This window comes from Ferdinandcohnia sp. QZ13 (genome assembly GCF_031324165.1).
In the GTDB taxonomy this organism is placed as follows: Bacteria; Bacillota; Bacilli; order Bacillales; family Bacillaceae_L; genus Ferdinandcohnia.
Genome location: NZ_JAVIVW010000001.1, coordinates 1120295 through 1143916, shown reverse-complemented (window position 1 = coordinate 1143916; position 23622 = coordinate 1120295). Strand labels below are relative to the sequence as shown.

Genomic DNA, 23622 nt, shown 5'->3' with positions numbered 1-23622 from the left:
TATGCAGAATATTCCAAAGGAAATGTTTACGCCCGCGACCATAAATGAGAATGAAGCTGAAAAAATTTCAAAGCCAAGTTTATCATTTTGGAAGGATGTCACTTCAAGATTTAGGAAAAATAAACTCGCATTAGCAGGAGTCGTACTGTTAATCCTCTTACTAATTATGGCGATTTTTGGGCCAATGATGAATGATTTTGATTATCGAACAACAGATCTTGCCCATGCCAATGAGGCACCATCTAGCGTGCATTGGTTTGGAACAGATGAACTTGGAAGAGATGTCTTTACAAGAACCTGGCAAGGAGCACGAATCTCTTTATTTATTGGACTTGCAGCTGCTGTTATTGACCTCGTTATTGGGGTTTTATGGGGCGGTATATCCGGCTATATGGGTGGAAAAGTCGATGAATTTATGATGAGATTAGCAGATATTTTATATGGAGTACCTTATTTGTTATTAGTTATTCTACTCATGGTTATTCTTGAACAAGGGCTTGGCACTATGATTCTTGCGATGACCATAACCGGTTGGATCAATATGGCCCGGATTGTAAGAGGACAGGTCTTGCAGTTGAAGTACCAGGAATATGTTCTGGCGGCTCAAACATTAGGTGCTGACGTTAAGCGCATTATGTTTAAGCACCTGATTCCGAATTCCATGGGTCCAATTTTAGTTACTATGACGTTGACGATTCCAAATGCAATTTTTACTGAATCCTTTCTAAGTTATCTTGGCTTAGGTGTACAAGTTCCACTTGCCAGCTGGGGAACAATGGCCTCAGAAGGCTTGCCGGCTTTTGAATATTATCCATGGCGGTTGTTTTTCCCGGCAACGTTAATCTGTATCACGATCTTTGCTTTCAACGTAATAGGCGATGGAATGCGAGACGCATTAGACCCAAGGCTGCGCAAGTAAGGGAGTGAGTAAATGGAAAAGTTATTAGAAGTAAAAGACCTTGAAGTCTCTTTTCAAACCTATGCGGGTGAAGTAAAAGCAGTCCGCGGTGTGAATTTTGATTTATATAAGGGTGAAACACTTGCCATAGTTGGGGAATCAGGGTCAGGTAAAAGTGTAACCTCACAAACAATTATGAAGCTTATTCCGATGCCACCTGGAAAAATTACAAAAGGACAAATCCTTTTTGATGGTGAAGACCTTGTTCCAAAAACGAATAATGAAATGGAGAAGATTCGCGGAAAGGATATTGGAATGATCTTTCAGGACCCAATGACCTCCCTTAATCCGACGATGAAGGTTGGCATGCAAATTATGGAGGTTTTAATTAAACATCAAAATATGTCCAAGGGAAACGCAAAAGATCGTGCAATTGAACTTCTAAGACTCGTTGGAATCCCTAGCCCAGAAAAGCGGGTGAATCAATATCCACATGAATTTAGTGGTGGAATGAGACAACGTGCGATGATCGCCATTGCATTAGCTTCAAGTCCTAAATTATTGATTGCTGACGAACCAACAACTGCATTGGACGTAACGATCCAAGCGCAAATTTTGGAATTAATGAAGGACCTCCAAAAGAAACTGGAAACATCGATTATTTTTATCACCCATGATTTAGGTGTCGTTGCCAATGTTGCAGATCGAGTGGCAGTTATGTATGCTGGGAAAATCGTTGAATATGGTACGGTGGATGAAATATTTTATAACCCAAAGCATCCCTATACATGGGGATTATTGTCGTCAATGCCAAGTCTAGATAATGATAATCAAACTGAGCTTATGGCCATACCGGGGTCACCGCCAGACCTTACAAATCCTCCAAAAGGGGATGCATTTGCACCAAGAAATCGTTTCGCGATGAAAATTGATTATGAAATGGAACCACCAATGTTTAAGGTTTCAGATACACATTATGCAGCTACATGGCTACTTCACCCAGATGCACCAAAAGTGGAGCCACCTGAAGCCGTAAAACGTCGAATGAAAGACTTCTCATCCGAAAAGCAACAAAGAAGGGATGATGAATGAAATGGCTGAAAAGCAAAAATTAGTTGAAATCAAAAATTTAAAGCAATATTTTAATGTTGGAAAACCAAATATGGTCAAAGCGGTGGATGGGATTACCTTTGATATTTACAAAGGAGAAACGCTAGGTCTTGTGGGAGAGTCAGGATGTGGAAAATCAACCACGGGAAGGACCATTATCCGCTTATATAACGCTACCGGCGGAGAGGTTATTTTTAATGGTGAAAATGTTCATGGGAAAAAATCAAAGAAAGAGTTGAAAAAGTTTAACCGGAAAATGCAAATGATTTTTCAAGACCCATATGCTTCTTTAAATCCGAGAATGACAGTAGCGGATATTGTGGCGGAGGGGATTGATATTCATGGACTTGCTAAAAACAATAGTGAACGAATGGAACAAGTTTATTCACTATTGGAGACAGTTGGACTAAACCGTGAGCATGCGAATCGGTATCCTCATGAATTTTCAGGAGGACAGCGTCAGCGGATTGGAATTGCACGTGCACTTGCAGTAAAACCAGACTTTATTATCGCTGATGAGCCTATCTCCGCGTTAGACGTTTCTATTCAAGCACAAGTTGTTAATCTGATGAAAAGGCTCCAAAAAGAAAAAGGATTGACGTACTTGTTTATTGCACATGATTTATCAATGGTTAAATACATAAGTGACCGAATTGGAGTTATGTATTTCGGAAAAATCGTTGAGCTTGCAGATGCGAACGACTTATATTCAAACCCCATCCATCCATATACAAAATCATTGTTATCAGCAATTCCATTGCCAGACCCAGATTATGAACGAAATCGAAAAAGACTTATTTACGATCCAAAAGAACATGGATATTCAGAAAATGAAGAGATAAAACTCCGAGAAATTAAACCGGGACATCTTGTCGCTTGCTCGGAAAAAGAATACAAAGAATATAAAGCGAAGTACAGCTAAATGGCCTAAAGGGCCATTTTTTATTTTGATTAGATTTACCATTAATATCAGATGGGTTTATTAGAAGAATATAAATATAAAGACAAACCCACTCATACAATTGAATAAACAAAAAGATTATGAAAAGTTTGTCTAATTTTGTATGATTTTCTGAAAAGTTCATATAAACTGTAAGTAATAAGTGGAAAGGAAGGAGGAAAGCATGAAAAAATTTATTTCTTTTCTATTGTTTATCGCATTAATCGGATTAGGCATAGTATATGCAAATGATACAGGCTTTGCTGAAAATAAAATTTTTATGATGGAATCACATCCTGCAAGTAAATTGGTCATAACCAAAAAAGAGATCCCAGAAATGGTGACCCGGTTTGAATTTGATTCAGGCTATCAATTTGAATATCCTGACGCAATTAGAGGAATTTATGTTTCAGCACATTCTGCGGGTGGGGACCGTTTTCCACGACTCGTCCAATTTATTGATGAGACTGACCTAAATGCAATGGTAATAGATGTTAAGGACGACTTCGGATATTTGACATACGTACCTCCACAGGGCTCAAAATATCAAGGGATAAGTAAGGATTATATTAAAGATCCAACTGCCTTACTTAAAAAGCTTGAGGAAAAGCAAATCTATCCAATCGCCAGGGTTGTTGTGTTTAAGGATTCAGTATTAGCTAAGCGGAGACCGGATCTATCCTTTAAAGAAGGCGATAAGGTTTGGACGAATGGACGAGGGGAAGCATTTGTGAATCCTTTCTTAAAAGAAGTTTGGGATCACAACGTTGGGATTGCAATTGAAGCGGCAAAGCTTGGATTCCAAGAGATTCAATTTGACTATGTTCGTTTTCCAGAAGGATTTGAGAAACGTGATGGTTCCTTAACTTATGGCATGGGGGAATACGAAAAAGCAAACCTAGATAATGTGCAAAAACGTGTTGCTGCTGTGACGGATTTTGTAGCATATGCAAAAGAAAAATTAGAGCCATATAATATCAAAGTTTCAGTTGATATTTTTGGATATACGGCAACATTACCTGAAGCACCTGGAATTGGCCAAAACTTCTCTAAGATATCTGAGCATGTCGATGTGATCTCTTCCATGATTTACCCAAGTCACTGGACATCATATTTTGGTATTGCACACCCCGACTTAGAACCATATCGCTTAGTTTCTGAATATGCCAAGGTTGAAAACCATAAGCTTAATCAAATCGAAAACAGACCCATATCGAGACCATGGCTTCAGGACTTTACAGCAAGTTGGCTTGGAAAGGGAAACTATACAGTCTATGGAAAGACAGAAATAGAAGCACAAATAAAAGGATTGCAAGACCAAGGCATACATGAGTTTTTACTTTGGAACGCCGCAAACACGTATACAAAAGGTGTGGATTACACGCCATAGTAAGAAAAGCGTAAGGCGCCGGTCTATCGGCTTAGACCAGAGAGCCGATGGCGCCTGAAGCTAGACAAAAAAATGGCTGGCCCAATCGACTTTGGGACCAGCCATTTTTTTATTTTTTTCGTCCGCCTACGTTTTTCCAACCAGTTTTCACATGAGAATCACGGTTAACGATATCTGTTCCAGACTTACCGCCAAAAACTCGTTCTCCCACACCATTTGCCATAACACCCATCAAAGCAGTAATTCCAATGACTAAAACAGCAATTAGACCTAAATCCATTATGTAGCTTGCCATGAATATCCCCCTTAATGAAAACGTCTTCCTTACTTCTATTCTATTCCAAGTGAAGTATTATTAAAAGAGGGAATAATGAAAATGGGAACAATCTCTTTTCATTTGCATACACTAAGGATGTCCGATTAAAAATACAAGGAGTAGAGGTATGAATTGGTACGAAAAATTAAATCAGTATTTTCCCATTGAAGAAATGAAATCAAAAGAACATATGGAAACACTATTGAAGGAAAAAGGGGATATTTATTACAAAGATGAAGGTCCTTTCCATGTTCTGATGTATGCTGAGTTAGACAGCTTTATATTTATCGATTACCTTTTTGTTTCAAAAGAATCTCGAGGACAAGGCTTAGGACATAAGCTCATCGAAAAGTTAAAGAAAAAGGGTAAACCAATAATCCTTGAGGTTGAACCCGTTAACTATGAGGACTCAGATACTGAAAAAAGACTAAGGTTCTACAAACGGGAAGGTTTTGAGCATGCAACCTCAATTGGTTACGAACGCAAATCATTGGCAACAAATGAACGTAACCAAATGGAAATATTGTATTGGTCACCTTCAAATCAATCTGAGGAACTTATTTATGAAGCCATGAAAAAAACATATGAAGAAATCCACAAATATAAAGATAAAGAATTTTATGGGGAATCTTATCAGGATGTTAGTCAAGTATTATCATTTAACGACAATAATGATAATCGGGACATCTTAAAAAATGTGTGACTTTTGAGGCAATAGGGACTAGTCATTCCTATTGCTTTTCTATTTAGAACTATAGATGTATCAAGGTTTTAATGATTTATAAGTTTTCTTCAAAATTGTCTATCTTTCTCAGAAAATTTGAGGTATAATAATTAAAGAAATTACTTAATTAAACTAATTTTAATTTAGTATACACATCCATGACCAATCATGCTGATTGTTAAGTAATAATCTACTTTTTAAGGGAGTGATAAGGTTAATGGTTACTCTTTATACTTCTCCAAGCTGTACTTCTTGCCGTAAAGCGAAGTCATGGTTAGAGGAAAATCAAATTCCATATCAAGAAAGAAATATTATTTCAGATTCTCTTTCAATCGAAGAGATCAAAGAAATTTTACGTATGACGGAAGATGGAACAGATGAGATTATTTCAACTCGTTCGAAAGTTTTCCAAAAATTAAATGTAAATCTGGAGACAATGCCTCTTCAGGATTTATACAAATTAATACAAGAAAATCCTGGCCTTCTTCGTCGACCAATTATTATTGATGAGAAGAGACTTCAGGTAGGATATAATGAGGACGAAATCCGCAGGTTTTTACCAAGGAAAGTTCGTACCTTCCAACTGAAAGAAGCACAACGCTTAGTAAACTAACATCGAGAAACTTCTACTGTAAAAACGTAGAAGTTTTTTTGTTTAATAGGACATTTTACTCGTTTTCTGACGCGTTTCATATTATAATGGTACATAAAACAGAAGCTACCCGAAATGACTTAACCTTAATTCATGCTTCTTTTTGCATGGAAAACCGGGCTAAACAACTGTTTTTTAAAAATTAACCTTTTTTATTTCCATTCTCATATCTTTTAACATAAAATAAAAGTACAAGATATAGACTTTTTTCTTATCTGTAGGTTATTCTACAACAATTATGGGAAAAGTGAATAAAAGAGCATCTGGCTCGGGGGTATAACGTCCCTTCAAAATCTGAGCAAGAAGGGAGAGGTTCTGTAATGGAAATCGAACGAATCAACGAATATACAGTAAAATTCTATATTTCATATAATGACATAGAACAACGCGGATTTGAACGCGAAGAAATTTGGTATAACCGTGAGCGAAGTGAAGAGCTTTTCTGGGAAATGATGGATGAAATTCATCAGGAAGAAGAATTCACGATTGATGGTCCACTATGGATCCAAGTCCAGGCGTTAGAAAAAGGGCTAGAAGTTCTTGTGACACGCGCACAGCTTTCAAAAGATGGAAATAAATATGAGCTTCCTGTTGGTGACGATAAAATTCCAGTTGATGAAAAGATTGAATCTTTACTTGATCAACAATTTCATTCAAAATACGAGGATAAAGATTTTATTGAAGAATTTGAGGAAGAAACCTTCCAATTTTTAATTCGATTCCAAGATTTTGAGGATGTTATTTCGTTAGCACATCGTATCCAGCTTGAGGGATTAAGTAATTCCTTGTACTCCTTCGAAAATAAGTACTACTTATTTATCGATTTCAACGAGGAAATCTACACTGAGGATGAACTTGAAGATATGCTTAGCGTTGTGTTGGAGTATGGGCAAGAGTCGGCAATGTCTATTCATAGAATTGAAGAGTATGGTAAAAAAATTATCCATGAGAATGCGTTAAATGAATTGGTTAAATATTTCTCGCTATAAGCTAAGTCGATTTCAGTTTTGGAATCGGCTTTTTTTGTGTGGAAAGGAAATGATAAAATTTATCATTGTGGAACACTTTTATTGGGTGTATCCAAGTCCAGCTCCAGCGCCAAGCCCCTCTCTGGTCTAGTTAATCGCTTCGGAAGGCAAGAAGCACCTTCTGGCGGCGCTCGCCTTATGCTTGTCGGACTTGCACAGGACAAGGAAAGCTTCGACAGCATAATCATCGGACGAAGAAAATGCTTGCATTTTCGAGGAAGTGCTGACGGCTACGTTTGCCACAGGACGTGGCAGTATTTAGTAGACGTTCTAATAAAGGCGCTTGCGCTTTTGAACTGTGGAGAAATGTTCAAAATTTTTAAATTGTACAACCTGATTTTCTATGCTATTTTAAAGAAGCAACTGTTAACTATAAAAAGGAGATGATGCCGTGTTTGTTGCATTACGTGAAAACGGTGAATACCTATCACTCGTGGAAAAATGGGAGCGTTCCGATTTGCTTGAGCTTCGCAGCCATGTGACATTTCATTGTCCGGCATGCCAAAGCAAAGTCCAGCTTAAGGCAGGCTTGAAAAAGACTCCACATTTTGCACATCTAAAAGGAGTAGAATGTACGGTTAAATCAGAACCAGAATCCGAGTACCACCTCGCGGGAAAACGACAGCTTTTCCAATGGTTTCAGACCCAAGGCTATGATGTTAAACTTGAGCCGTTTTTACCGGAGATTTCACAACGTCCAGACCTCTTAGTAACCACCTCTAACAAACGCTTCGCAATTGAGTACCAATGCTCCCAACTTGATTATCCCTTATTTAAAAAGAGATCCGATTCTTATAAGAAAGAAGGTATTGTGCCTATTTGGATTTTAGGTGCGAAATGGTTTAAGCGTATGTCTACCCACTCTGTAAAACTTTCACCATTTCAATGGCTCTTTGCCACCTCTTTCAATCAACCAATCCAACCGTGTATCCTTTATTACTGCCCAGATACTTCTACATTTGTTAAACTCTCTAATCTTCATCCGTTTACAACAGGTGAGATCTTTTGCTCGATTTATTTTTATAAAGAAAAAGGGGTTTCCTTCTTAAACCTGTTAGAACCAGGCAATCATACATTTACCTTGCAACATGTTTGGAGGAGAAAAAAACAAAAGTGGAGAGCAAGTTACTCCATATACAACTCCAACCATCTTACCTCATTTTTGACCACACTTTATCAAAAGCGAATACCGCCAGCTTATTTACCGGGTGAAGCGGGATTACCTGTTCCATCAAGCTACTGGTTTCACACACCACCAATGATTTGGCAAATGTGGATTTTGCTTGATCTCTTGCTTCAACTTCGTAAAGGGGAACCTTTCTTTTTTTCTACAATAATGGAGGTCATCTCAAAGCGAATTGATACAAAAGAGATTGTGATTAGACAGTTGCCGTTGGTGTCTCATACTCAGTATTCACTAGCGGTTGAGGAGTACTTACAGGTATTGGTGAAAGCAGGCAGTCTGAAAAAAATGTCTAAAACAAAATATGAAAAAACAAGGGATTTTATTATTCCAATGAGTTTGGATAGAGCAAGTGCTATGGACGAAAAAGTGCTGGCAAGTGTTGGAAAGCATGAAGAAAATGGATTTGTACAAGATAATATTGGTAGAGATTTGAGTCGAGGTTGAATTCAAAAAACTTGAACTTTTTGAATAAAAAAGGAGATAATCAAAAGGGTATCGAATACTTTTTAGTGAATAGGAAATAGGAGGTCTTTTAAATGGCAGAACAATCAACTGTAAAGAAACTCCCGAATCGGAATGAAATTGCCGAGCAGGATACATGGAGATTAGAAGATATTTTTGCTTCAGATGCTGAGTGGGAAAAGGAATTTACTGAAGTAAAAGAGATGATTTCTGGAATTGAAGAATTCCAAGGAAAGCTTGGTGAATCTGCGGATAAGCTTTATAAGGCATTAGCTTATCAAGATGCGATTTCTTTACGAATGGGGAAACTTTATACATATGCACATATGCGTAATGACCAAGATACTTCAAATTCGTTATATCAAGGTTTATATGATCGTGCAACAAATCTATATACACAAGTAGGAAGTGCACTTTCATTTATTGTTCCTGAAATCCTTTCTATCGATGAGGAAACAATTAAATCTTTCCTATCCGAAAACGAAGAATTGAAGGTTTACGAGCATGCTTTAAACGATATCAACCGTGAACGCCCGCATGTTTTATCTGCAAAAGAAGAGGCGTTGCTTGCACAAGCCTATGAGGTAATGGATTCTTCAAGCAATACCTTTGGAATGCTAAACAACGCCGATTTAACTTTCCCAACCATCAAAGATGAGAATGGGGAAGAGGTTGAAATTACACATGGTCGTTATATTAACTTCCTTGAAAGTTCAGATCGACGCGTAAGAGAAGAAGCATTTAAATCCGTCTATGACACATACGGCAAATTTAAAAATACGTTTGGCAGTACATTAAGTGGAACGGTTAAAAAGGATAACTTTAATGCGCGAGTTCGCAATTATAAGTCTGCTCGCGAAGCAGCCTTGAGCAGCAATAATATTCCTGAGACCGTTTATGATAATCTTGTGAATACGATCAACGAACAATTGCCGCTGTTACATCGCTATGTCGACCTTCGCAAAAAGGCACTTGGTGTGGATGAGCTTCATATGTATGACCTTTATACACCACTTGTAAAAGATGTAAAAATGGAAGTTTCCTATGAGGAAGCAAAGGATTATATCCTAAAAGGGCTTGCACCATTGGGTGAGGATTATCTAAATGTTTTAAGAGAAGGCTTTGAGAATCGTTGGGTGGACATTCACGAGAATAAAGGAAAACGAAGTGGTGCATATTCATCAGGAACCTATGGTACAAATCCTTATATCCTTATGAACTGGCAAGACAATGTGAACAATCTATTTACATTAGCCCATGAATTTGGTCACTCCGTTCATAGTTACTATACAAGAAATAATCAGCCGTATACGTATGGAAATTATTCTATCTTTGTTGCGGAAGTGGCGTCTACTTGTAATGAAGCACTCTTGGGAGATTATTTATTAAAAACTCTTGATGATGATCAAGAGAGATTATATATTTTAAATCACCAGCTTGAAGGCTTTAGAGGAACAGTATTCCGTCAGACCATGTTTGCTGAATTTGAACATATGATTCATATGAAAGCACAAGAGGGTGTTGCATTAACACCTGATTTGTTTACCGAAATGTATTATGAACTTAATAAAAAATACTTTGGTCCAAATATTGTTGTAGATGAGGAAATTGGTTTAGAATGGTCCCGCATTCCACATTTCTACTACAATTATTACGTCTACCAATACGCAACAGGCTTTAGTGCTGCAACTGCTTTAAGTAAGCAAATCCTAGAAGAGGGTAAGCCTGCTGTTGACCGTTATATTAACAACTTCCTAAAAGCAGGAAACTCTAACTATCCAATTGAAGTCCTGAAAAATGCAGGTGTGGACATGACTTCTGCAGACCCAATTAAAGAAGCATGTAAAGTATTCGAAGCTAAACTAGCTGAAATGGAAAAATTATTAGAAAAGCAATAAACAAAAGGGGGCATCCAATTTGTCTACCTGTTTTTTTACAGGATATCTAGAGTAAAATTACTTTCCCCAGACTGACTTGAAAACGCTTGTCAGACAAGGCGCGCAGCCGATCGGAGACGCGAATAGAAGTTGCCTTCATGAGCGGACGAGAGAGGCAAGCAACGAAGTATGCGAGCGTTTGTCAACAGTCGGGGGCATCCAATTTGGATGCCCTTTACTATGAGCGAAACCCCCTGAAACGATTTCGATTATTATAAATAACGAATGTGACAAGGAATGAAAGAAATAAAAGAGGGGTTGTGATATATAGGGGAATTAATTTCATTAATCCCAATATATTTAATCCAAACGTGATGATGATCATGAAAGTCCCAATGATCAATCCGATTCTCCTCATCTTTACACCCTCCGTACAAATGAATGTCAATTCATCGTATTTTGACCTATACTTTATATTTATGTCCAAGCATCTACTTTAAGAATAGGAATTTGACAACTTTGTGAAAAAATGTACAAATAGTTGAAACTGGTTATCAACCTTGCTATTATGTAATCAAGAAGTAATCACACAAACAACACCCCTTTGTTTGAAGTGAAATTTCTCCCATCCCCTTTATTGAAATATATAGAAAAAAGACTTGGATCAAATGGATTCCAAGTCTTTTTCGTTATTCTATATCTAGCTCCAGCGAATAGCCCCTCTTTGGTCTAGCCAATCCGTCAAGAAGGATAAAAAGCATCCTTTTCGCCGGCTTTTCTTATGCTGGTCGGACTTGCACAGGAAGTGCTGAAGTCTACGTTTGCCACAGGACGTGGCAGTATTTAGTAGACGTTCACCCCAATGCGCTTGCGCTTTTATTCTATATATCTCCAGAAGGTTCCGTATTTAACAGGAACTTGTTCCACTTTTTGCTTTAATATAAGCTTTTTCATTTCACGTTCGACTTCTGGTATAGGCAAATCGTACAGTACTGAAATTTCCTTAGAGGCAACAAATTTAAAGTATTTTAAGAAATCCTCCAATGGCGGGGGTGGAGTGGGTTCTATTTTTTCGCCGAGCATATCGTAAATAATATGAACATACATTTCATATGGATAGCAACCGGTTATTTTCAGACCTTCCTCTTCAATGTTCTCATTAAAGAAAACAAGTGTCGGAATTTCCTCAACTTCCATTTCAGATGTGATTTTTAAATCGCATTGGAATGCTTTTGCAGCACTAGATGAATGAAGATCGCTTTTAAATTCGTTAACATCAAGACCAACCTCATCTGCACATGCATATAATACTTCAGCGTCTGAAATATCCCGTTTTTCAAGAAAAAGATTTTCCTGGAGTTTTCGTAAAAAACGGATTCCTGCTTTTTTTCCTTGTAGTTCTGCAGCTTTAATCGCAATGGAAACAGAATGAGGAGCAGAAATCGGATTTTCAAGCCATAGGGTTCCGTCACAAGACATTCCTGATCGACTAGCAGTGCGTTCCCACACTTGAGCCATATCAGCAGGCTTTTTCCTCTTTTGAATATTCAAGGAAGCAAGGCGGCCACTTAAAATATGGCGAATCGTAAAATACTTTCCATATTCAATTGTTAGCTTTTTTAAAATGGGTTCCAATGCCCAACAATCAGGACATAGTGGATCTACAAACATATAGATTTCCAACGGTCGATTACTAGATGAATGTTTGAATCCCATATTATCAGTTTGTTTCAAGACCTTACCCCCTTTCTACTCGCAAGGAGTGTATATCATATGTTGAATGTATTAACATTTTATCAATGGACGAGATTTAACTCAAATAAAGCGCACTTTTTAGGGGAATGAAATTTATGGAATCGAAATAAAGTTGCTCGAAATGAAAAAGTTCTCCCCTTGATGTGGGAGAACTTTTATTATCCGAGATAGGTTTCTGTTACTTTTCTTACATAGTTTTGTGTTTCTTTAAAGGGTGGGATTCCACCAAATTTATCAACATTTCCTGGTCCAGCATTATATGCAGCTAAAGCTAGTGATACATTTCCGTTATAGCGATCTAGCATATTTCGGAGGTATTTCGTTCCTGCTTCAATATTTTGAGTTGGATCTGTGATATCGGTGACTCCCAATCCTCGGGCTGTTGCAGGCATTAGCTGCATTAGGCCAGTGGCGCCGGCATGACTTTTTGCATTCGGATTGAAATTGGACTCGTGCTTAATAACAGAGCTAATTAAACGTGGATCCACATTATGTTTTTGTGCCGCCTGTTGAATCAAGTCATCATAGTTACTGGATATAGGTGCAACTTGAGAATTCGATATATTGAGTGGCATATAATGTTTGTTGCTATATAAAGATGAGAGATCAACTTTCGAACGAATACTTTCTGTTGGCGCACCAGATGAATTAGATAGCAGCTGTAACAGCATGTCCTTAAAAATGGACTCATCATTACTCACCGTCGGTGAATTTGTTGTTGAAACATTTCGTAACGCTTGAAGCTCCATTAGTACTTTAAAATCTATTTTCAACTGTGTTCCTCTCCTAGTAGAATTTGTTTTTTACGATCATAAAACCTACGAATTTTATTATCAGTTTTACGAATTGGTATATTGTGTTGTAATAGTAGTTCATTAAAAATTTCTTTACCGATTACTTCATCCGTTACTTCATATTCTACCTCGAAATCGCAACGGTTTAAATAGTAACTCTTATCCAAGACGAGTAAGCCCTTTTTATATTCTACTTCAGCTCGTTTCGTTTTTAGAGAGCCATAAAATGTAACATCCATTGGGTTAATAGAGAGTGTTTTTAAAATGGTAGAAACCTCACCATCGATGATAGGACCACCATCAAGCATTTGCTTGGCTTCTTCTCCTGTTAAAACTTGATGCGTCTCTAGTAATCCACGGGGAACGGGCTGTTTTAATGTGAGTGTATATGTTCCATTCTTTTCACGAATACGGAGGGCAGCCCCCTGGTTTTTTAAGGAAAACTGAGCTGTATCGAAATAAAAATTTTCTTGGATTACTTTTTTCTCATCGTCGATTGAGAAGGCAGAAAGTAATCGATGATATTCATTTTCTTCTAGCAAATTTTTAAATTCAATTTCAAGCTCTTGTGACATTTTCATCGTCCTTTTCAACAATTTGTTTTTATTATATCATGAGGTGTGACTTTTTTAGGAATTGATTAGCAGTTTCTTTAACGAATCGATGTACATATGATAAAATAGGTGTGGATTTGGAATTGAGAAAAGGAGATTACTGATGCAGAAGCATATCGAAATTAGTCAATTTAATTATTCTAACGGCAGGTTAGAGCTTAAGGCGGAGCATACAGACTTTGACACGGACGGATTGAGTGCCACTGGTCAAATGCTGGTTGATTCCGATTCACTAGCATTCATTTACAAGCTTGAAAATGAGCAGGAATTTATATATGTGAGTTTGCCATCAGCTGTCTGGCCATCATTAAAAAATGTTATTTCCGAAAAACAAAAAGTAATTTTACACCTCGAAGACAACGAACTCGAATTGATTGATATCATTCCTGAATTGGAGTACCTTTTACAAAACATTGAAGGTAATGCCAACTATGGAGATGATATGGTCGAGGTCGTTGAGAAGACATTTTTATCCTAAGTTTAGAAAAACGGGGGACTATCATGAGTAAAGACTGGGATCTTTTTTTGGCTCCATACAAGCAAGCTGTTGACGAGCTAAAAATAAAGCTTAAAGGAATGAGAACCCAATTCGAAATGCAAGGTACCCATTCCCCAATTGAATTTGTAACAGGAAGAGTAAAACCCATCCCTAGTATTTTGGATAAAGCAATGAAGAAAAACATTCCGCTCGATAAAATCGAAGAAGAGATGCAAGACATTGCAGGCTTGCGAATGATGTGTCAATTTGTAGATGATATCAAGCGTGTTGTTGAATTGTTACGGATACGAAATGATTTAGATATCATTGAAGAACGTGACTATATTTCACAAAAAAAAGAAAGTGGATATCGCTCATATCATCTCGTGATCCAGTATCCTGTTCAAACCATTGATGGTGAGAAGAAAATTTTAGTCGAAATCCAGGTTCGTACTCTTGCAATGAATTTTTGGGCAACGATCGAGCATTCTTTAAACTATAAATATAAAGGCAGATTTCCTGAAGAAATTGAGCATCGCTTACAGCGTGCGGCGGAGGCTGCTTTTCTACTTGATGAGGAAATGTCTAAAATACGTGGCGAAATCCAAGAAGCACAAGCTATTTTTTCTCGAAAAACGGATAACAAGGATTCTGCTAATTCTTAATAGATAGGGTGTAAAACATGAAATTTGCTGTAACTTCGAGAGGTGACTCGAACTCGAATACATTAATGCAAAAAATAAAAACATATTTAATGGACTTCGGGCTCACATATGACGAGGATCAACCAGATATTGTCGTAACTGTCGGAGGAGATGGAACTCTTTTATATGCCTTTCACCGTTACCGTAGCCGTTTAGATAAAACAGCCTTTGTTGGTATACACACAGGTCATCTAGGGTTTTATGCTGACTGGGTTCCAGAAGAAATAGAGAAACTCGTGATTGCCATCGCTAAAACCCCTTATCAGGTAGTCGAATATCCATTACTTGAGGTGTATATTCGCTATATTAATGGGGGACGGGAATCGAGATATCTTGCCTTAAATGAATGTACGGTAAAAAGCGTAGAAGGTTCACTTGTGATGGACCTTGAAATCAAAGGACAGCTTTTTGAAACGTTTCGCGGGGATGGACTATGTATTTCGACACCTTCAGGAAGTACGGCATATAACAAAGCGCTTGGTGGCGCCATTTTACATCCGTCAATTGAGGCTATCCAGGTTGCGGAAATGGCTTCAATTAATAATCGTGTATTCCGAACGGTGGGTTCACCTTTAATTTTACCGAATCATCATACGATTGTCATGAAACCAGTGAATGACGTGGATTTTCACATTACGATTGACCATTTAACCCTATTACACAAGGATGTTAAATCGATTCAATGCCGCGTAGCACCTGAAAAAGTACGCTTTGCTCGGTTTCGCCCATTCCCATTCTGGAAAAGGGTTCGTGATTCGTTTATTTCCGATTAGTGAAGGGATATAGGACTGTGGATGCTTTTACATTAGAGTGGACAATATCATCACAAGATACTGGAAAACTAGTTAGAGAGTTTTTAAAAGAGCAGGCTATTTCAAAAACAGCCCTAACCGATATTAAGTTCGCAGGTGGCGGGATTTTTATAAATGGAAAACCTGTTACGGTACGCCATCGTTTAATGGAAGGCGAGGTTCTGAAAGTGGTTTTTCCTCCTGAGAAACCAAGCCCAGAGCTAAAGCCTGAAAATCTACCATTACAGATAGTATATGAAGATCCTTACGTATTGGTTGTAAACAAACCACCATACCAGCAATCAATCCCATCCCGGGAGAGTCCGACTCGAAGCTTAGCGAATGCACTTTTGTATTATTATCAATCAAACGACCTTGATGTGACGGTTCATTTAGTCAATCGCCTTGATCGTGATACATCCGGGTTGCTGCTCGTCGCAAAGCATCGTCATATCCACCATCTCTTATCAGAGCAACAAAAGGCTGGAAGACTAAAGAGGACATATGAAGCCGTGGTACATGGTAAATTAGAGAAGGATTCCGGGACGATAGATGCTCCGATTGGGCGGAAGGATGATAGCATTATTGAACGGCAAGTGCGTGAGGATGGTCAGAGGGCGGTTACCCATTTTCAAGTGGTGCAGGAGTTTGGTATTTGTACACTAGTGCAACTTAAACTTGAAACAGGGAGAACCCATCAGATTCGCGTTCATCTTTCTCATATCGGTCATCCGATTGTTGGCGATGATTTGTATGGGGGATTACGCGTTGAGATTGAAAGGCAAGCACTTCATTGCCGAGAGCTACGTTTTTGGCATCCCATGTATCAAAAAGAAGTAGTCTTTTATGCGGAATTGCCGGAAGATATGAGAGAGTTATTGGAAAAAGCGACCTTGTGAGGTCGCTTTTGCGTTAAGGGGGTATTGACATAGGTTTAGCGGTATATCATCGAGCCGAAAAAAGCAATAGTTGATATACAGCAAACGACATCATCAGTATATCAACAAGCGGAAAAATGATAAATGATATACTACAAACCTGTCCAAATGATACCCAACAAGCGAAACGCGTCGTACTCTAAGAAACCGTACAAAAGGGAATAGGAAGCGCTTGGTTCATTATCGTACTCCTAACCTTTTATCTAATTGCTCCATACCACTTACCCAATTTCCCGAAACTTCTCTGACACAAGTGGCATAGAGGACGGCACTGAGACAGTCTCCATCTCTGGATATTTTAATGCTGTTAAACTTCCGCCAAACACGCAGCCTGTATCGATATTTACTGTATGATTTACCCACCTCGGATCCTTTACAGGCGTGTGTCCATATACAATCCATGATGAGCCCTTATATTGTTTTGCCCAATCCCGTCTTTCAGGTGTTCCATCAGGGTTGTTTTTGCCAGTAATATCTCCATACAATACAAATGTTTTTACCTTTTTATCATTGCGTCCAATATAATCCTCACGAATTCCCGCATGGGCAATGACTAACTTTCCTCCATCTAGTCTTTCATAAAGCGGGGCCATTTCATACAATTCAATAAACTGACTTCGAATTGCTTCTTGTTTCTTTTTATCCAAGACCTCATATTCAGCCACTGTTGTTTCCAAGCCATGTGTAGCCTGAACCTTATTCCCAAGAAAATATCGATATAGCTTATTACAGTGATTTCCTGGCACATAGTAGGCTTTTTTCTCCTGAACAACTAGCCTGTACACAGTTTCTATCACCTTTAATGATGCTGGACCACGATCTGTTAAGTCTCCCACAAATGCTAGTACACGGTCATTATGTATCGGAATACCAGTCTCCCACGAATAACCAAGTTTTGTCGTTAATTCTTTTAACTCCTGATAACAACCATGAATGTCACCGATTACATCTATTTTCATCAATAGCACCTCTTTACAAAAAAATCACGTCACTCCTCCATCTATTATAAGAAGAATAACGTGATTTTATTTCTATAAAATCAAATACGCTTTTGGCGTATTCGTGTCCGACTTTTAGGCCTATAGGAGTGGGTATAAAGACGTTGCCACAGGATGTGGCGTTTTTAGTCTTTGAACTTACTGCTCGAAAAATTCCCTTGTAAAATCGTGGCATCCGCGGGGGCTACAATATCATATAGTTGGGGGTTAATCCCAACTGAATGATGTCAGTCAAACATAAACTTCTTCGTTCTCGAACGAACATTCAGCACAATCCCGATTGCGATCATATAGGTGGCAAGGGAGCTACCTCCATAGCTAATGAACGGTAATGGAAGGCCCGTAATTGGTAGGATTCCGACTGTCATTCCAACGTTTTGAAATACTTGGAAAGTGATCATTCCAATCACACCTGCACATAAGTAACTACCATATGGATCGTGACTTTCAAGTGCAATATGAATCATTCGATAGATTAATAAGAAGAATAAGGAAATAATAATACTTGTTCCAATGAATCCAAATTGTTCGGCAATCACCGCAAAAATAAAATCGGTGTGTCCTTCAGGAATCGTAACCTCAGATTCCTGAAAACCTTTGCCATGTAATTGGCCAGACCCAATGGCGAGGAGGGAGCGAACCAACTGATGCCCCTCGTTACTGGCAGTAGCAAAAGGAGCGAGCCAGCCATAAAAACGATTCATCTGGTAGTCTTCTATAATGTACTCAAAGAAAAAGTCCGGAAAGTTAAAGTATAGGAAAACTCCTAACGAAATTGCAAAAACAGCCGTAAAAACAACGGTCAAAATAATTCTCCATTTAATACCTGCAACAAGAATCATTGTTGCAATGATTGACATAAAGACCATAATCATTCCCATGTCCGGTTGTTTGTAGAGTAGAAAAATGGGTGGAAGGGATGTTACTATAAATTTACCAATTAATAGTAAATCATCCCTTACCGTATTAATCGGGTAGTTTTCACGATGATCAGCTATTATTTTGCTTAACACAATAATCATAATGATTTTCATTAATTCTGAAGGCTGGAAACTTCCTAAACCAGGGAAGGAGTACCAGGCAGTAGCTCCTTTGATTGTTTGAGCAAAGGGAACGCTAATGAATTTTTCTAAAAAGAGACCAAATAATAAAACCATCCCAAATCCATATAAGTACCAGGAAATCATTTTAAAACGGTCAAAATCAATAACCATTGTCCCGATGATAGCAAAAATTCCAATTACATACCATTGAAGTTGTTGGGCTGCGAAATTTATATTTTTAAGCTTTTCAGGTAAAAAAGGCTGTGAACTTTGGATTGCGATGGCACTAACGATGGCCATTAGAAATAAAATAAACAACAATGTATAATCAATTTTTTGTGGAGTATTTTCTTTATTCATGGATAAAAATCCTTTCTAATCAGGCACGAGTTTTATATTATAGAAAACAGGGTATAAATCATTATCCAATTTTTTAAGTAGAAGTCCAGCTCCATGCGCGCCTGCGCATTTTGATGAGCCAATTCTATCTTAGCTTATTTTTGAGTGATTGCAAATCATTACATCGTGCAAACTAAAAAATTAATGATATACAAGTTGCCACAAAAAGTAAATGGTTGTATGTTACATTTTATGAAATGTATGTTAAGATTTTGTTTTTCAAGTTGTAAGGGGGGGAAGAACATGTTACAACAAGAAGTAACTGAAAAAGAGCAACAGCAATTAGAAACTGAACAATTGCTGGCAGCGCTAGAAAATGAGAATATTGACGAATTCCGAGAAATATTCTTAGAAATTCATCCATATGAAAGATCAAAATTCTATGCAAAGTTACCAAAAGATGCTAGAATGCGCGTATATCTTTTTTTATCACCAACTGAAATGGCAGAGGTTTTTGAAAACCTTGAGATCGATGAGAATGAATATGAAGAGCTTTTATCAGAGATGGAACCAACCTTTGTCGCGGATATGCTGTCACAAATGTATGCCGACGATGCAGTTGACGTATTGAATGAATTAAACAAGGAACAGGTTGCAAGCTATTTGACAATTATGGATGATGAAGCTGCGGGGGAAATTAAACAGCTTCTTCATTATGAGGAATATACTGCAGGTAGTATCATGACTACCGAATATATTGCGATACATGCTAATCAAACCGTAAAATCAGCCATGTACATCTTGAAAAAAGAGGCTCCTCGTGCTGAAACAATCTATTATGTGTATGTAATTGATGAAGAAAAACGACTTGTCGGTGTCATTTCTATCCGTGATTTGCTTGTTAGTGATGATGATACCATGATCCTTGAAATCATGAATGACCGTGTTGTATCCGTGTCAGTTAGTGAGGATCAAGAAGAAGTCGCGCGAAAAATGAAAGACTATAATTTCTTAGCAGTTCCGGTTATCGATTTTCAAAATCATTTATTAGGAATCATTACCGTAGATGACATTATTGATGTTATCGATGAAGAGGCGTCTGATGATTACTCGAAGTTAGCGGGTATTTCAGATGTAGATTCAGCTGATAAAAATATTTTTACATCCGCTAAAAAGAGATTGCCATGGTTGATTATTTTATCTTTCCTCGGAATGTTGACTGCAAGCCTTATTGGGCGATTTGAAGCAACATTAGATCAGGTTGCCATTTTAGCTGTTTTTATTCCATTAATTGCCGGTATGGCAGGGAATACTGGAACACAAGCTTTGGCTGTTGCCGTTCGTCGAATTGCAATTGGTGAGGATGAAGATGAAAACAAATGGCTATTAATCCTAAGGGAAGCTGGGACTGGTGTAATAACTGGGGCCGTTTGTGGAACGGTAATAATGTTCGTTGTTTATTTTTGGAAAGGTGACTTCTTTCTTGGATTATTAGTTGGATTTTCAATTTTAATTACATTGATTGTAGCAACGCTTGCTGGTGCACTTGTACCGTTACTTATGCATCGGTTAAAGGTAGACCCTGCAGTTGCGTCGGGACCTTTTATCACCACCATTAATGACATTATTAGTATTTTAATTTATTTTGGATTAGCAACCTTTTTTATGGGCTATCTTGTTTAGTCATTTTAAAATTTATTATATTGGGGGTAAAACATGGAACATGGTGCTTCATTAACATCATTAGTCGTAGTGATGGTGGTGGCTTTCTTGACACCACTGTTATTACATAGATTTAAACTTCGGGTAATCCCTGTTGTTGTAGCAGAAATTATTATGGGTATTATTATTGGGAAAAGTGGGTTTGACGTCGTTGAACCTGATATGTGGCTTGAAACTTTATCGACATTAGGATTCATTTTTTTAATGTTTTTAAGTGGGGTTGAAATTGACTTTTCTGCTTTTGCAGGAGGCAAAAAGAAACAAACTCTACCAAATGGTAAAAAGGCTCCAAGTACTTTTCTCGTTTCATTAATTGTATTCACAGGAATTTTTGTATTATCGCTTCTGTTATCCTATTTATTTGTTTGGACAGGATTCACGGATAATGCCTTTTTAATGACTTTAATTATCTCAACAATTTCTTTAGGCGTTGTTGTGCCCACCCTTAAGGATGCTCAAATCATGAAAACAAATATTGGTCAGATTATCCTGCTAATCGCAGTAGTGGCTGACCTTGTTACCATGATTTTACTTGCTGTTTTTGCCTCTATTTACGGAGGCGGAGAGAGCAATATGTGGCTCTTATTAATCTTATTTGGTGCAGGGGTACTTCTCTATTTAGTTGGGAAGAGGTTTCAAAACCGATCCTTCCTTGAAACGATGTCGAAGGGAACCGTTCAAATTGGAACAAGAGCAATTTTTGCACTCATCATGATTTTAGTTGCTCTTTCTGAAACGATTGGTGCTGAGAATATTTTAGGCGCGTTTTTAGCTGGTGTATTAGTCTCATTATTGTCACCAAATCATGAAATGGTGCAACAGCTTGATTCATTTGGTTATGGATTCTTAATTCCGATCTTCTTCGTGATGATAGGGGTGGAACTCGACATATGGTCGCTTTTCCAGGATCCGAAAATATTAATGCTTATTCCCTTATTATTTATCGCTTTAGTTATTTCAAAAATGGTTCCGATTCTTTATATTAAACGCTGGTATGATTGGCGAACGACAATCGGTGCCGGTGCATTATTAACATCAACATTATCTCTTGTCATTGCAGCAGCAACTGTTGGGGAGAAAATGGGGATTATTGATGATCGGATGTCTGGTGCATTGATTTTAGTTGCGATTATTGCAAGTATTGTTTCGCCAATTGGGTTTAAGAAGCTCTTTCCAAAGCAAGTGGACGAAGAACCAGTCATTCGGGTTGCCTTTATTGGTGCAAACCAAATGTCATTACCTGTGATAAGGGAGTTGAACTCCAAGTTGTATGATACGACGATTTATCATACAACCCAGGATAAGATTGATAAAAAGCATTCTGATTCTGTGTTTGATATTGTAGGTCTTGACGATTATTCAATCGAAACCCTTGAAAAGTTAAATGTGTTTGATGTGGAGATTTTAGTAATTACAACGGGATCTGATCAGCAGAATGCTGAAATTGCTAAATTTGCAAAGGATAATGGAGTAGACCGTGTAATTGCCAGAATCGAATCAGGTTCACTTGGTGAAGAACTCAAAGATCAAAATATTGAGGTATTCTCTTTACTAATGTCGACCAATACTTTACTTCGTGCGTTGATTGAAGTACCGAGTATTATGACAATCCTTACCAATCAAGAACAGTCCTTATATGAGATTGATATGAACAATAGTATCTATGATGGAACCATGCTACGAAATTTCCCGTTTACTGGAGATGTCATCTTTGTTCGTATTTTTAGAGGCAAAGATTCAATTGTTCCACATGGTGATACAGAACTTCAGCTTGGGGACCGATTAATTGTAACCGGCTCTAGGGAGTATGTGGATGAATTAAGGTTTGATTTAGAATTCTAAATGAAGAAAGGGCGAGCCATCAAGTGGTCTCGCCCTCGTTTTTTTTATCCAACAATATTATAGCCAGAATCAACATAGATTACTTCGCCGGTCACTCCTCGTGACAGATTGCTTAGCATGGCGATGGACATGTTACCGACATCTTCTTTTGTCACATTTCGCTTAAGTGGCGCCTTTTCTTCAATCATTTTCATAATATCATTGAAGCCTGGTACACCTTTAGCAGCTAATGTTCGAATTGGACCAGCTGATATTGCATTGATTCTAACCCCATCTTTTCCAAGGTCAAATGTAAGATATCTCACACATGCTTCAAGTGAAGCTTTTGCAATTCCCATCACATTATAACCAGGAAGTGCACGTACAGCACCTAGATATGACATTGTTAGGATCGAAGCATCTTCTGCTAAATATGGTCGCGCGGCTTTTGCTGCAGCAACCAATGAATATGCACTCGTATCTTGTGCAAACGCATATCCATCTCTTGATGTATCGATAAAATCACCTTTTAGGTCATCTGCGTTGGCGAATGCCACAGAGTGTACTAATCCGTGGATCGTGCCTACTTTTTCGCCAATTTCAGTAAAAGCTTGTGAGATGCTTTCATCGCTATTCACATCACATCTTACAATCATTTCTGCGGGGTAATTGTATTTCTCTAATAATTTTTCTAATTTTTCACGTGAACGATCAAGACGATACGTATAAATGACTTTAGCACCAGCCTTATAAAGGGACTCTGCAACACCCCAAGCAATGCTTCTTTCATTGGCTACGCCCATAACGACAATATTTTTACCTTCTAATTGAATTAAATCTTCCATTGTTACCTCCATAATGCATCAAAAATGTTTTCCTCTTATCTTATTATACCTGGTTTTAGTATCTGATACTATATTTTAGTTTATTATTTTCCCAAATCCAGCTATGATAAACCTTTCCATACATATTATCAACGTATCAGGTGAAGCTAAAATCTATATGTATTCCTATTTGAGATAGAATTCCGAAGGAGAAGAGT

General features: G+C 37.9%; 23 protein-coding genes. 15 read left to right on the top strand and 8 right to left on the bottom strand.

Features of this window, described 5'->3' with window-relative positions:
• Nucleotide 1: 1 nt before the first annotated feature.
• The 4 genes from RGU12_RS05535 to RGU12_RS05520 all read left to right on the top strand — a co-directional run bounded on the left by RGU12_RS05535 (nucleotide 2) and on the right by RGU12_RS05520 (nucleotide 4338).
• The gene (locus tag RGU12_RS05535; protein WP_309535169.1) at nucleotides 2-919 is read left to right on the top strand and encodes an ABC transporter permease; all 918 of its coding nucleotides are present in this window, start codon (nucleotides 2-4) and stop codon (nucleotides 917-919) included.
• A 12-nt stretch (nucleotides 920-931) separates the two neighbouring features.
• Nucleotides 932-1990, top strand: coding sequence for an ABC transporter ATP-binding protein (locus RGU12_RS05530; RefSeq protein WP_309535168.1), 1059 nt, complete (start codon nucleotides 932-934; stop codon nucleotides 1988-1990).
• 1 nt (nucleotide 1991) lies between these two features.
• The gene (locus RGU12_RS05525; RefSeq protein ID WP_309535167.1) at nucleotides 1992-2930 is read left to right on the top strand and encodes an ABC transporter ATP-binding protein; all 939 of its coding nucleotides are present in this window, start codon (nucleotides 1992-1994) and stop codon (nucleotides 2928-2930) included.
• Nucleotides 2931-3132: 202 nt separating this feature from the next.
• Complete coding sequence (locus tag RGU12_RS05520) at nucleotides 3133-4338, top strand: putative glycoside hydrolase (RefSeq protein ID WP_309535166.1); 1206 nt, start codon at nucleotides 3133-3135, stop codon at nucleotides 4336-4338.
• Nucleotides 4339-4447: 109 nt separating this feature from the next.
• On the opposite strand, the gene RGU12_RS05515 is transcribed toward RGU12_RS05520, so the two are convergent.
• Nucleotides 4448-4633 carry a hypothetical protein gene (locus RGU12_RS05515; protein ID WP_309535165.1) on the bottom strand — a complete coding sequence of 62 codons (186 nt, stop codon included), beginning with the start codon at nucleotides 4631-4633 and terminating at the stop codon, nucleotides 4448-4450.
• 148 nt (nucleotides 4634-4781) lie between these two features.
• Here RGU12_RS05515 and RGU12_RS05510 point away from each other — a divergent pair, with 148 nt between their 5' ends.
• From RGU12_RS05510 to pepF, 5 genes are all read left to right on the top strand, one after another.
• Nucleotides 4782-5357: a GNAT family N-acetyltransferase gene (locus RGU12_RS05510; protein ID WP_309535164.1), complete on the top strand. Its 576-nt coding sequence runs from the start codon at nucleotides 4782-4784 to the stop codon at nucleotides 5355-5357.
• Nucleotides 5358-5595: 238 nt separating this feature from the next.
• Nucleotides 5596-5991 carry a transcriptional regulator SpxA gene (gene spxA / locus RGU12_RS05505; RefSeq protein WP_099354197.1) on the top strand — a complete coding sequence of 132 codons (396 nt, stop codon included), beginning with the start codon at nucleotides 5596-5598 and terminating at the stop codon, nucleotides 5989-5991.
• A 359-nt stretch (nucleotides 5992-6350) separates the two neighbouring features.
• Nucleotides 6351-7019, top strand: coding sequence for an adaptor protein MecA (mecA, locus tag RGU12_RS05500; RefSeq protein ID WP_309535163.1), 669 nt, complete (start codon nucleotides 6351-6353; stop codon nucleotides 7017-7019).
• A gap of 430 nt (nucleotides 7020-7449) precedes the next feature.
• Nucleotides 7450-8688, top strand: a complete 1239-nt coding sequence (locus RGU12_RS05495) for a competence protein CoiA (protein ID WP_309535162.1) — start codon at nucleotides 7450-7452, stop codon at nucleotides 8686-8688.
• A 92-nt stretch (nucleotides 8689-8780) separates the two neighbouring features.
• Nucleotides 8781-10604, top strand: a complete 1824-nt coding sequence (gene pepF, locus RGU12_RS05490; RefSeq protein WP_309535161.1) for an oligoendopeptidase F — start codon at nucleotides 8781-8783, stop codon at nucleotides 10602-10604.
• A 217-nt stretch (nucleotides 10605-10821) separates the two neighbouring features.
• Here pepF and RGU12_RS23855 read toward each other — a convergent pair whose 3' ends face one another.
• From RGU12_RS23855 to RGU12_RS05475, 4 genes are all read right to left on the bottom strand, one after another.
• Nucleotides 10822-10968, bottom strand: a complete 147-nt coding sequence (locus tag RGU12_RS23855; RefSeq protein ID WP_505307731.1) for a hypothetical protein — start codon at nucleotides 10966-10968, stop codon at nucleotides 10822-10824.
• Nucleotides 10969-11459: 491 nt separating this feature from the next.
• Nucleotides 11460-12299: a ClpXP adapter SpxH family protein gene (locus RGU12_RS05485; protein WP_149917163.1), complete on the bottom strand. Its 840-nt coding sequence runs from the start codon at nucleotides 12297-12299 to the stop codon at nucleotides 11460-11462.
• A 197-nt stretch (nucleotides 12300-12496) separates the two neighbouring features.
• The gene (locus RGU12_RS05480) at nucleotides 12497-13111 is read right to left on the bottom strand and encodes a lytic transglycosylase domain-containing protein (RefSeq protein WP_309535160.1); all 615 of its coding nucleotides are present in this window, start codon (nucleotides 13109-13111) and stop codon (nucleotides 12497-12499) included.
• A complete protein-coding gene (locus RGU12_RS05475) occupies nucleotides 13108-13707 on the bottom strand; it encodes a CYTH domain-containing protein (protein ID WP_309535159.1) in 600 nt (199 codons plus the stop codon). The genes RGU12_RS05480 and RGU12_RS05475 overlap by 4 nt, the downstream gene beginning before the upstream one ends.
• 142 nt (nucleotides 13708-13849) lie before the next feature.
• Between RGU12_RS05475 and RGU12_RS05470 the strand changes: the two genes are divergently transcribed.
• The 4 genes from RGU12_RS05470 to RGU12_RS05455 are packed head-to-tail and all read left to right on the top strand — an operon-like array spanning nucleotide 13850 to nucleotide 16618.
• Nucleotides 13850-14224 carry a UPF0738 family protein gene (locus RGU12_RS05470; protein ID WP_309535158.1) on the top strand — a complete coding sequence of 125 codons (375 nt, stop codon included), beginning with the start codon at nucleotides 13850-13852 and terminating at the stop codon, nucleotides 14222-14224.
• 23 nt (nucleotides 14225-14247) lie between these two features.
• On the top strand, nucleotides 14248-14889 hold the full coding sequence (yjbM, locus tag RGU12_RS05465) for a GTP diphosphokinase (RefSeq protein WP_309535157.1): 642 nt from the start codon (nucleotides 14248-14250) through the stop codon (nucleotides 14887-14889).
• Between the two features lie 17 nt (nucleotides 14890-14906).
• Entirely contained in the window at nucleotides 14907-15701 is a 795-nt protein-coding gene (locus RGU12_RS05460; RefSeq protein WP_116351105.1) for an NAD kinase, read from the top strand.
• A gap of 17 nt (nucleotides 15702-15718) precedes the next feature.
• Nucleotides 15719-16618, top strand: a complete 900-nt coding sequence (locus RGU12_RS05455; RefSeq protein WP_309535156.1) for an RluA family pseudouridine synthase — start codon at nucleotides 15719-15721, stop codon at nucleotides 16616-16618.
• Between the two features lie 260 nt (nucleotides 16619-16878).
• Here RGU12_RS05455 and prpE read toward each other — a convergent pair whose 3' ends face one another.
• Complete coding sequence (prpE, locus tag RGU12_RS05450; RefSeq protein ID WP_309535155.1) at nucleotides 16879-17616, bottom strand: bis(5'-nucleosyl)-tetraphosphatase PrpE; 738 nt, start codon at nucleotides 17614-17616, stop codon at nucleotides 16879-16881.
• Nucleotides 17617-17882: 266 nt separating this feature from the next.
• Nucleotides 17883-19058, bottom strand: a complete 1176-nt coding sequence (locus RGU12_RS05445) for an FtsW/RodA/SpoVE family cell cycle protein (protein WP_309535154.1) — start codon at nucleotides 19056-19058, stop codon at nucleotides 17883-17885.
• Nucleotides 19059-19340: 282 nt separating this feature from the next.
• On the opposite strand from RGU12_RS05445, the gene mgtE reads away from it, so the two are divergent.
• Nucleotides 19341-20720, top strand: coding sequence for a magnesium transporter (mgtE, locus tag RGU12_RS05440; RefSeq protein WP_309535153.1), 1380 nt, complete (start codon nucleotides 19341-19343; stop codon nucleotides 20718-20720).
• Nucleotides 20721-20753: 33 nt separating this feature from the next.
• Nucleotides 20754-22601, top strand: a complete 1848-nt coding sequence (locus RGU12_RS05435) for a monovalent cation:proton antiporter family protein (RefSeq protein ID WP_309535152.1) — start codon at nucleotides 20754-20756, stop codon at nucleotides 22599-22601.
• Between the two features lie 44 nt (nucleotides 22602-22645).
• Here the strand turns inward: RGU12_RS05435 and fabI are convergent, their stop codons facing one another.
• Nucleotides 22646-23425: an enoyl-ACP reductase FabI gene (gene fabI, locus RGU12_RS05430; protein WP_116351099.1), complete on the bottom strand. Its 780-nt coding sequence runs from the start codon at nucleotides 23423-23425 to the stop codon at nucleotides 22646-22648.
• Nucleotides 23426-23622 lie beyond the last annotated feature (197 nt).

Bases quoted from the DNA above. Each gene is read 5' to 3' on its own strand.
- RGU12_RS05535 (WP_309535169.1), top strand. From the start codon at position 2: ATGCAGAATATTCCAAAGGAAATGTTTACGCCCGCGACCATAAATGAG.
- RGU12_RS05530 (WP_309535168.1), top strand. From the start codon at position 932: ATGGAAAAGTTATTAGAAGTAAAAGACCTTGAAGTCTCTTTTCAAACC.
- RGU12_RS05525 (WP_309535167.1), top strand. From the start codon at position 1,992: ATGGCTGAAAAGCAAAAATTAGTTGAAATCAAAAATTTAAAGCAATAT.
- RGU12_RS05520 (WP_309535166.1), top strand. From the start codon at position 3,133: ATGAAAAAATTTATTTCTTTTCTATTGTTTATCGCATTAATCGGATTA.
- RGU12_RS05515 (WP_309535165.1), bottom strand. From the start codon at position 4,633: ATGGCAAGCTACATAATGGATTTAGGTCTAATTGCTGTTTTAGTCATT.
- RGU12_RS05510 (WP_309535164.1), top strand. From the start codon at position 4,782: ATGAATTGGTACGAAAAATTAAATCAGTATTTTCCCATTGAAGAAATG.
- spxA (WP_099354197.1), top strand. From the start codon at position 5,596: ATGGTTACTCTTTATACTTCTCCAAGCTGTACTTCTTGCCGTAAAGCG.
- mecA (WP_309535163.1), top strand. From the start codon at position 6,351: ATGGAAATCGAACGAATCAACGAATATACAGTAAAATTCTATATTTCA.
- pepF (WP_309535161.1), top strand. From the start codon at position 8,781: ATGGCAGAACAATCAACTGTAAAGAAACTCCCGAATCGGAATGAAATT.
- RGU12_RS23855 (WP_505307731.1), bottom strand. From the start codon at position 10,968: ATGATCATCATCACGTTTGGATTAAATATATTGGGATTAATGAAATTA.
- RGU12_RS05485 (WP_149917163.1), bottom strand. From the start codon at position 12,299: ATGGGATTCAAACATTCATCTAGTAATCGACCGTTGGAAATCTATATG.
- RGU12_RS05475 (WP_309535159.1), bottom strand. From the start codon at position 13,707: ATGTCACAAGAGCTTGAAATTGAATTTAAAAATTTGCTAGAAGAAAAT.
- RGU12_RS05470 (WP_309535158.1), top strand. From the start codon at position 13,850: ATGCAGAAGCATATCGAAATTAGTCAATTTAATTATTCTAACGGCAGG.
- yjbM (WP_309535157.1), top strand. From the start codon at position 14,248: ATGAGTAAAGACTGGGATCTTTTTTTGGCTCCATACAAGCAAGCTGTT.
- RGU12_RS05460 (WP_116351105.1), top strand. From the start codon at position 14,907: ATGAAATTTGCTGTAACTTCGAGAGGTGACTCGAACTCGAATACATTA.
- prpE (WP_309535155.1), bottom strand. From the start codon at position 17,616: ATGAAAATAGATGTAATCGGTGACATTCATGGTTGTTATCAGGAGTTA.
- RGU12_RS05445 (WP_309535154.1), bottom strand. From the start codon at position 19,058: ATGAATAAAGAAAATACTCCACAAAAAATTGATTATACATTGTTGTTT.
- mgtE (WP_309535153.1), top strand. From the start codon at position 19,341: ATGTTACAACAAGAAGTAACTGAAAAAGAGCAACAGCAATTAGAAACT.
- RGU12_RS05435 (WP_309535152.1), top strand. From the start codon at position 20,754: ATGGAACATGGTGCTTCATTAACATCATTAGTCGTAGTGATGGTGGTG.
- fabI (WP_116351099.1), bottom strand. From the start codon at position 23,425: ATGGAAGATTTAATTCAATTAGAAGGTAAAAATATTGTCGTTATGGGC.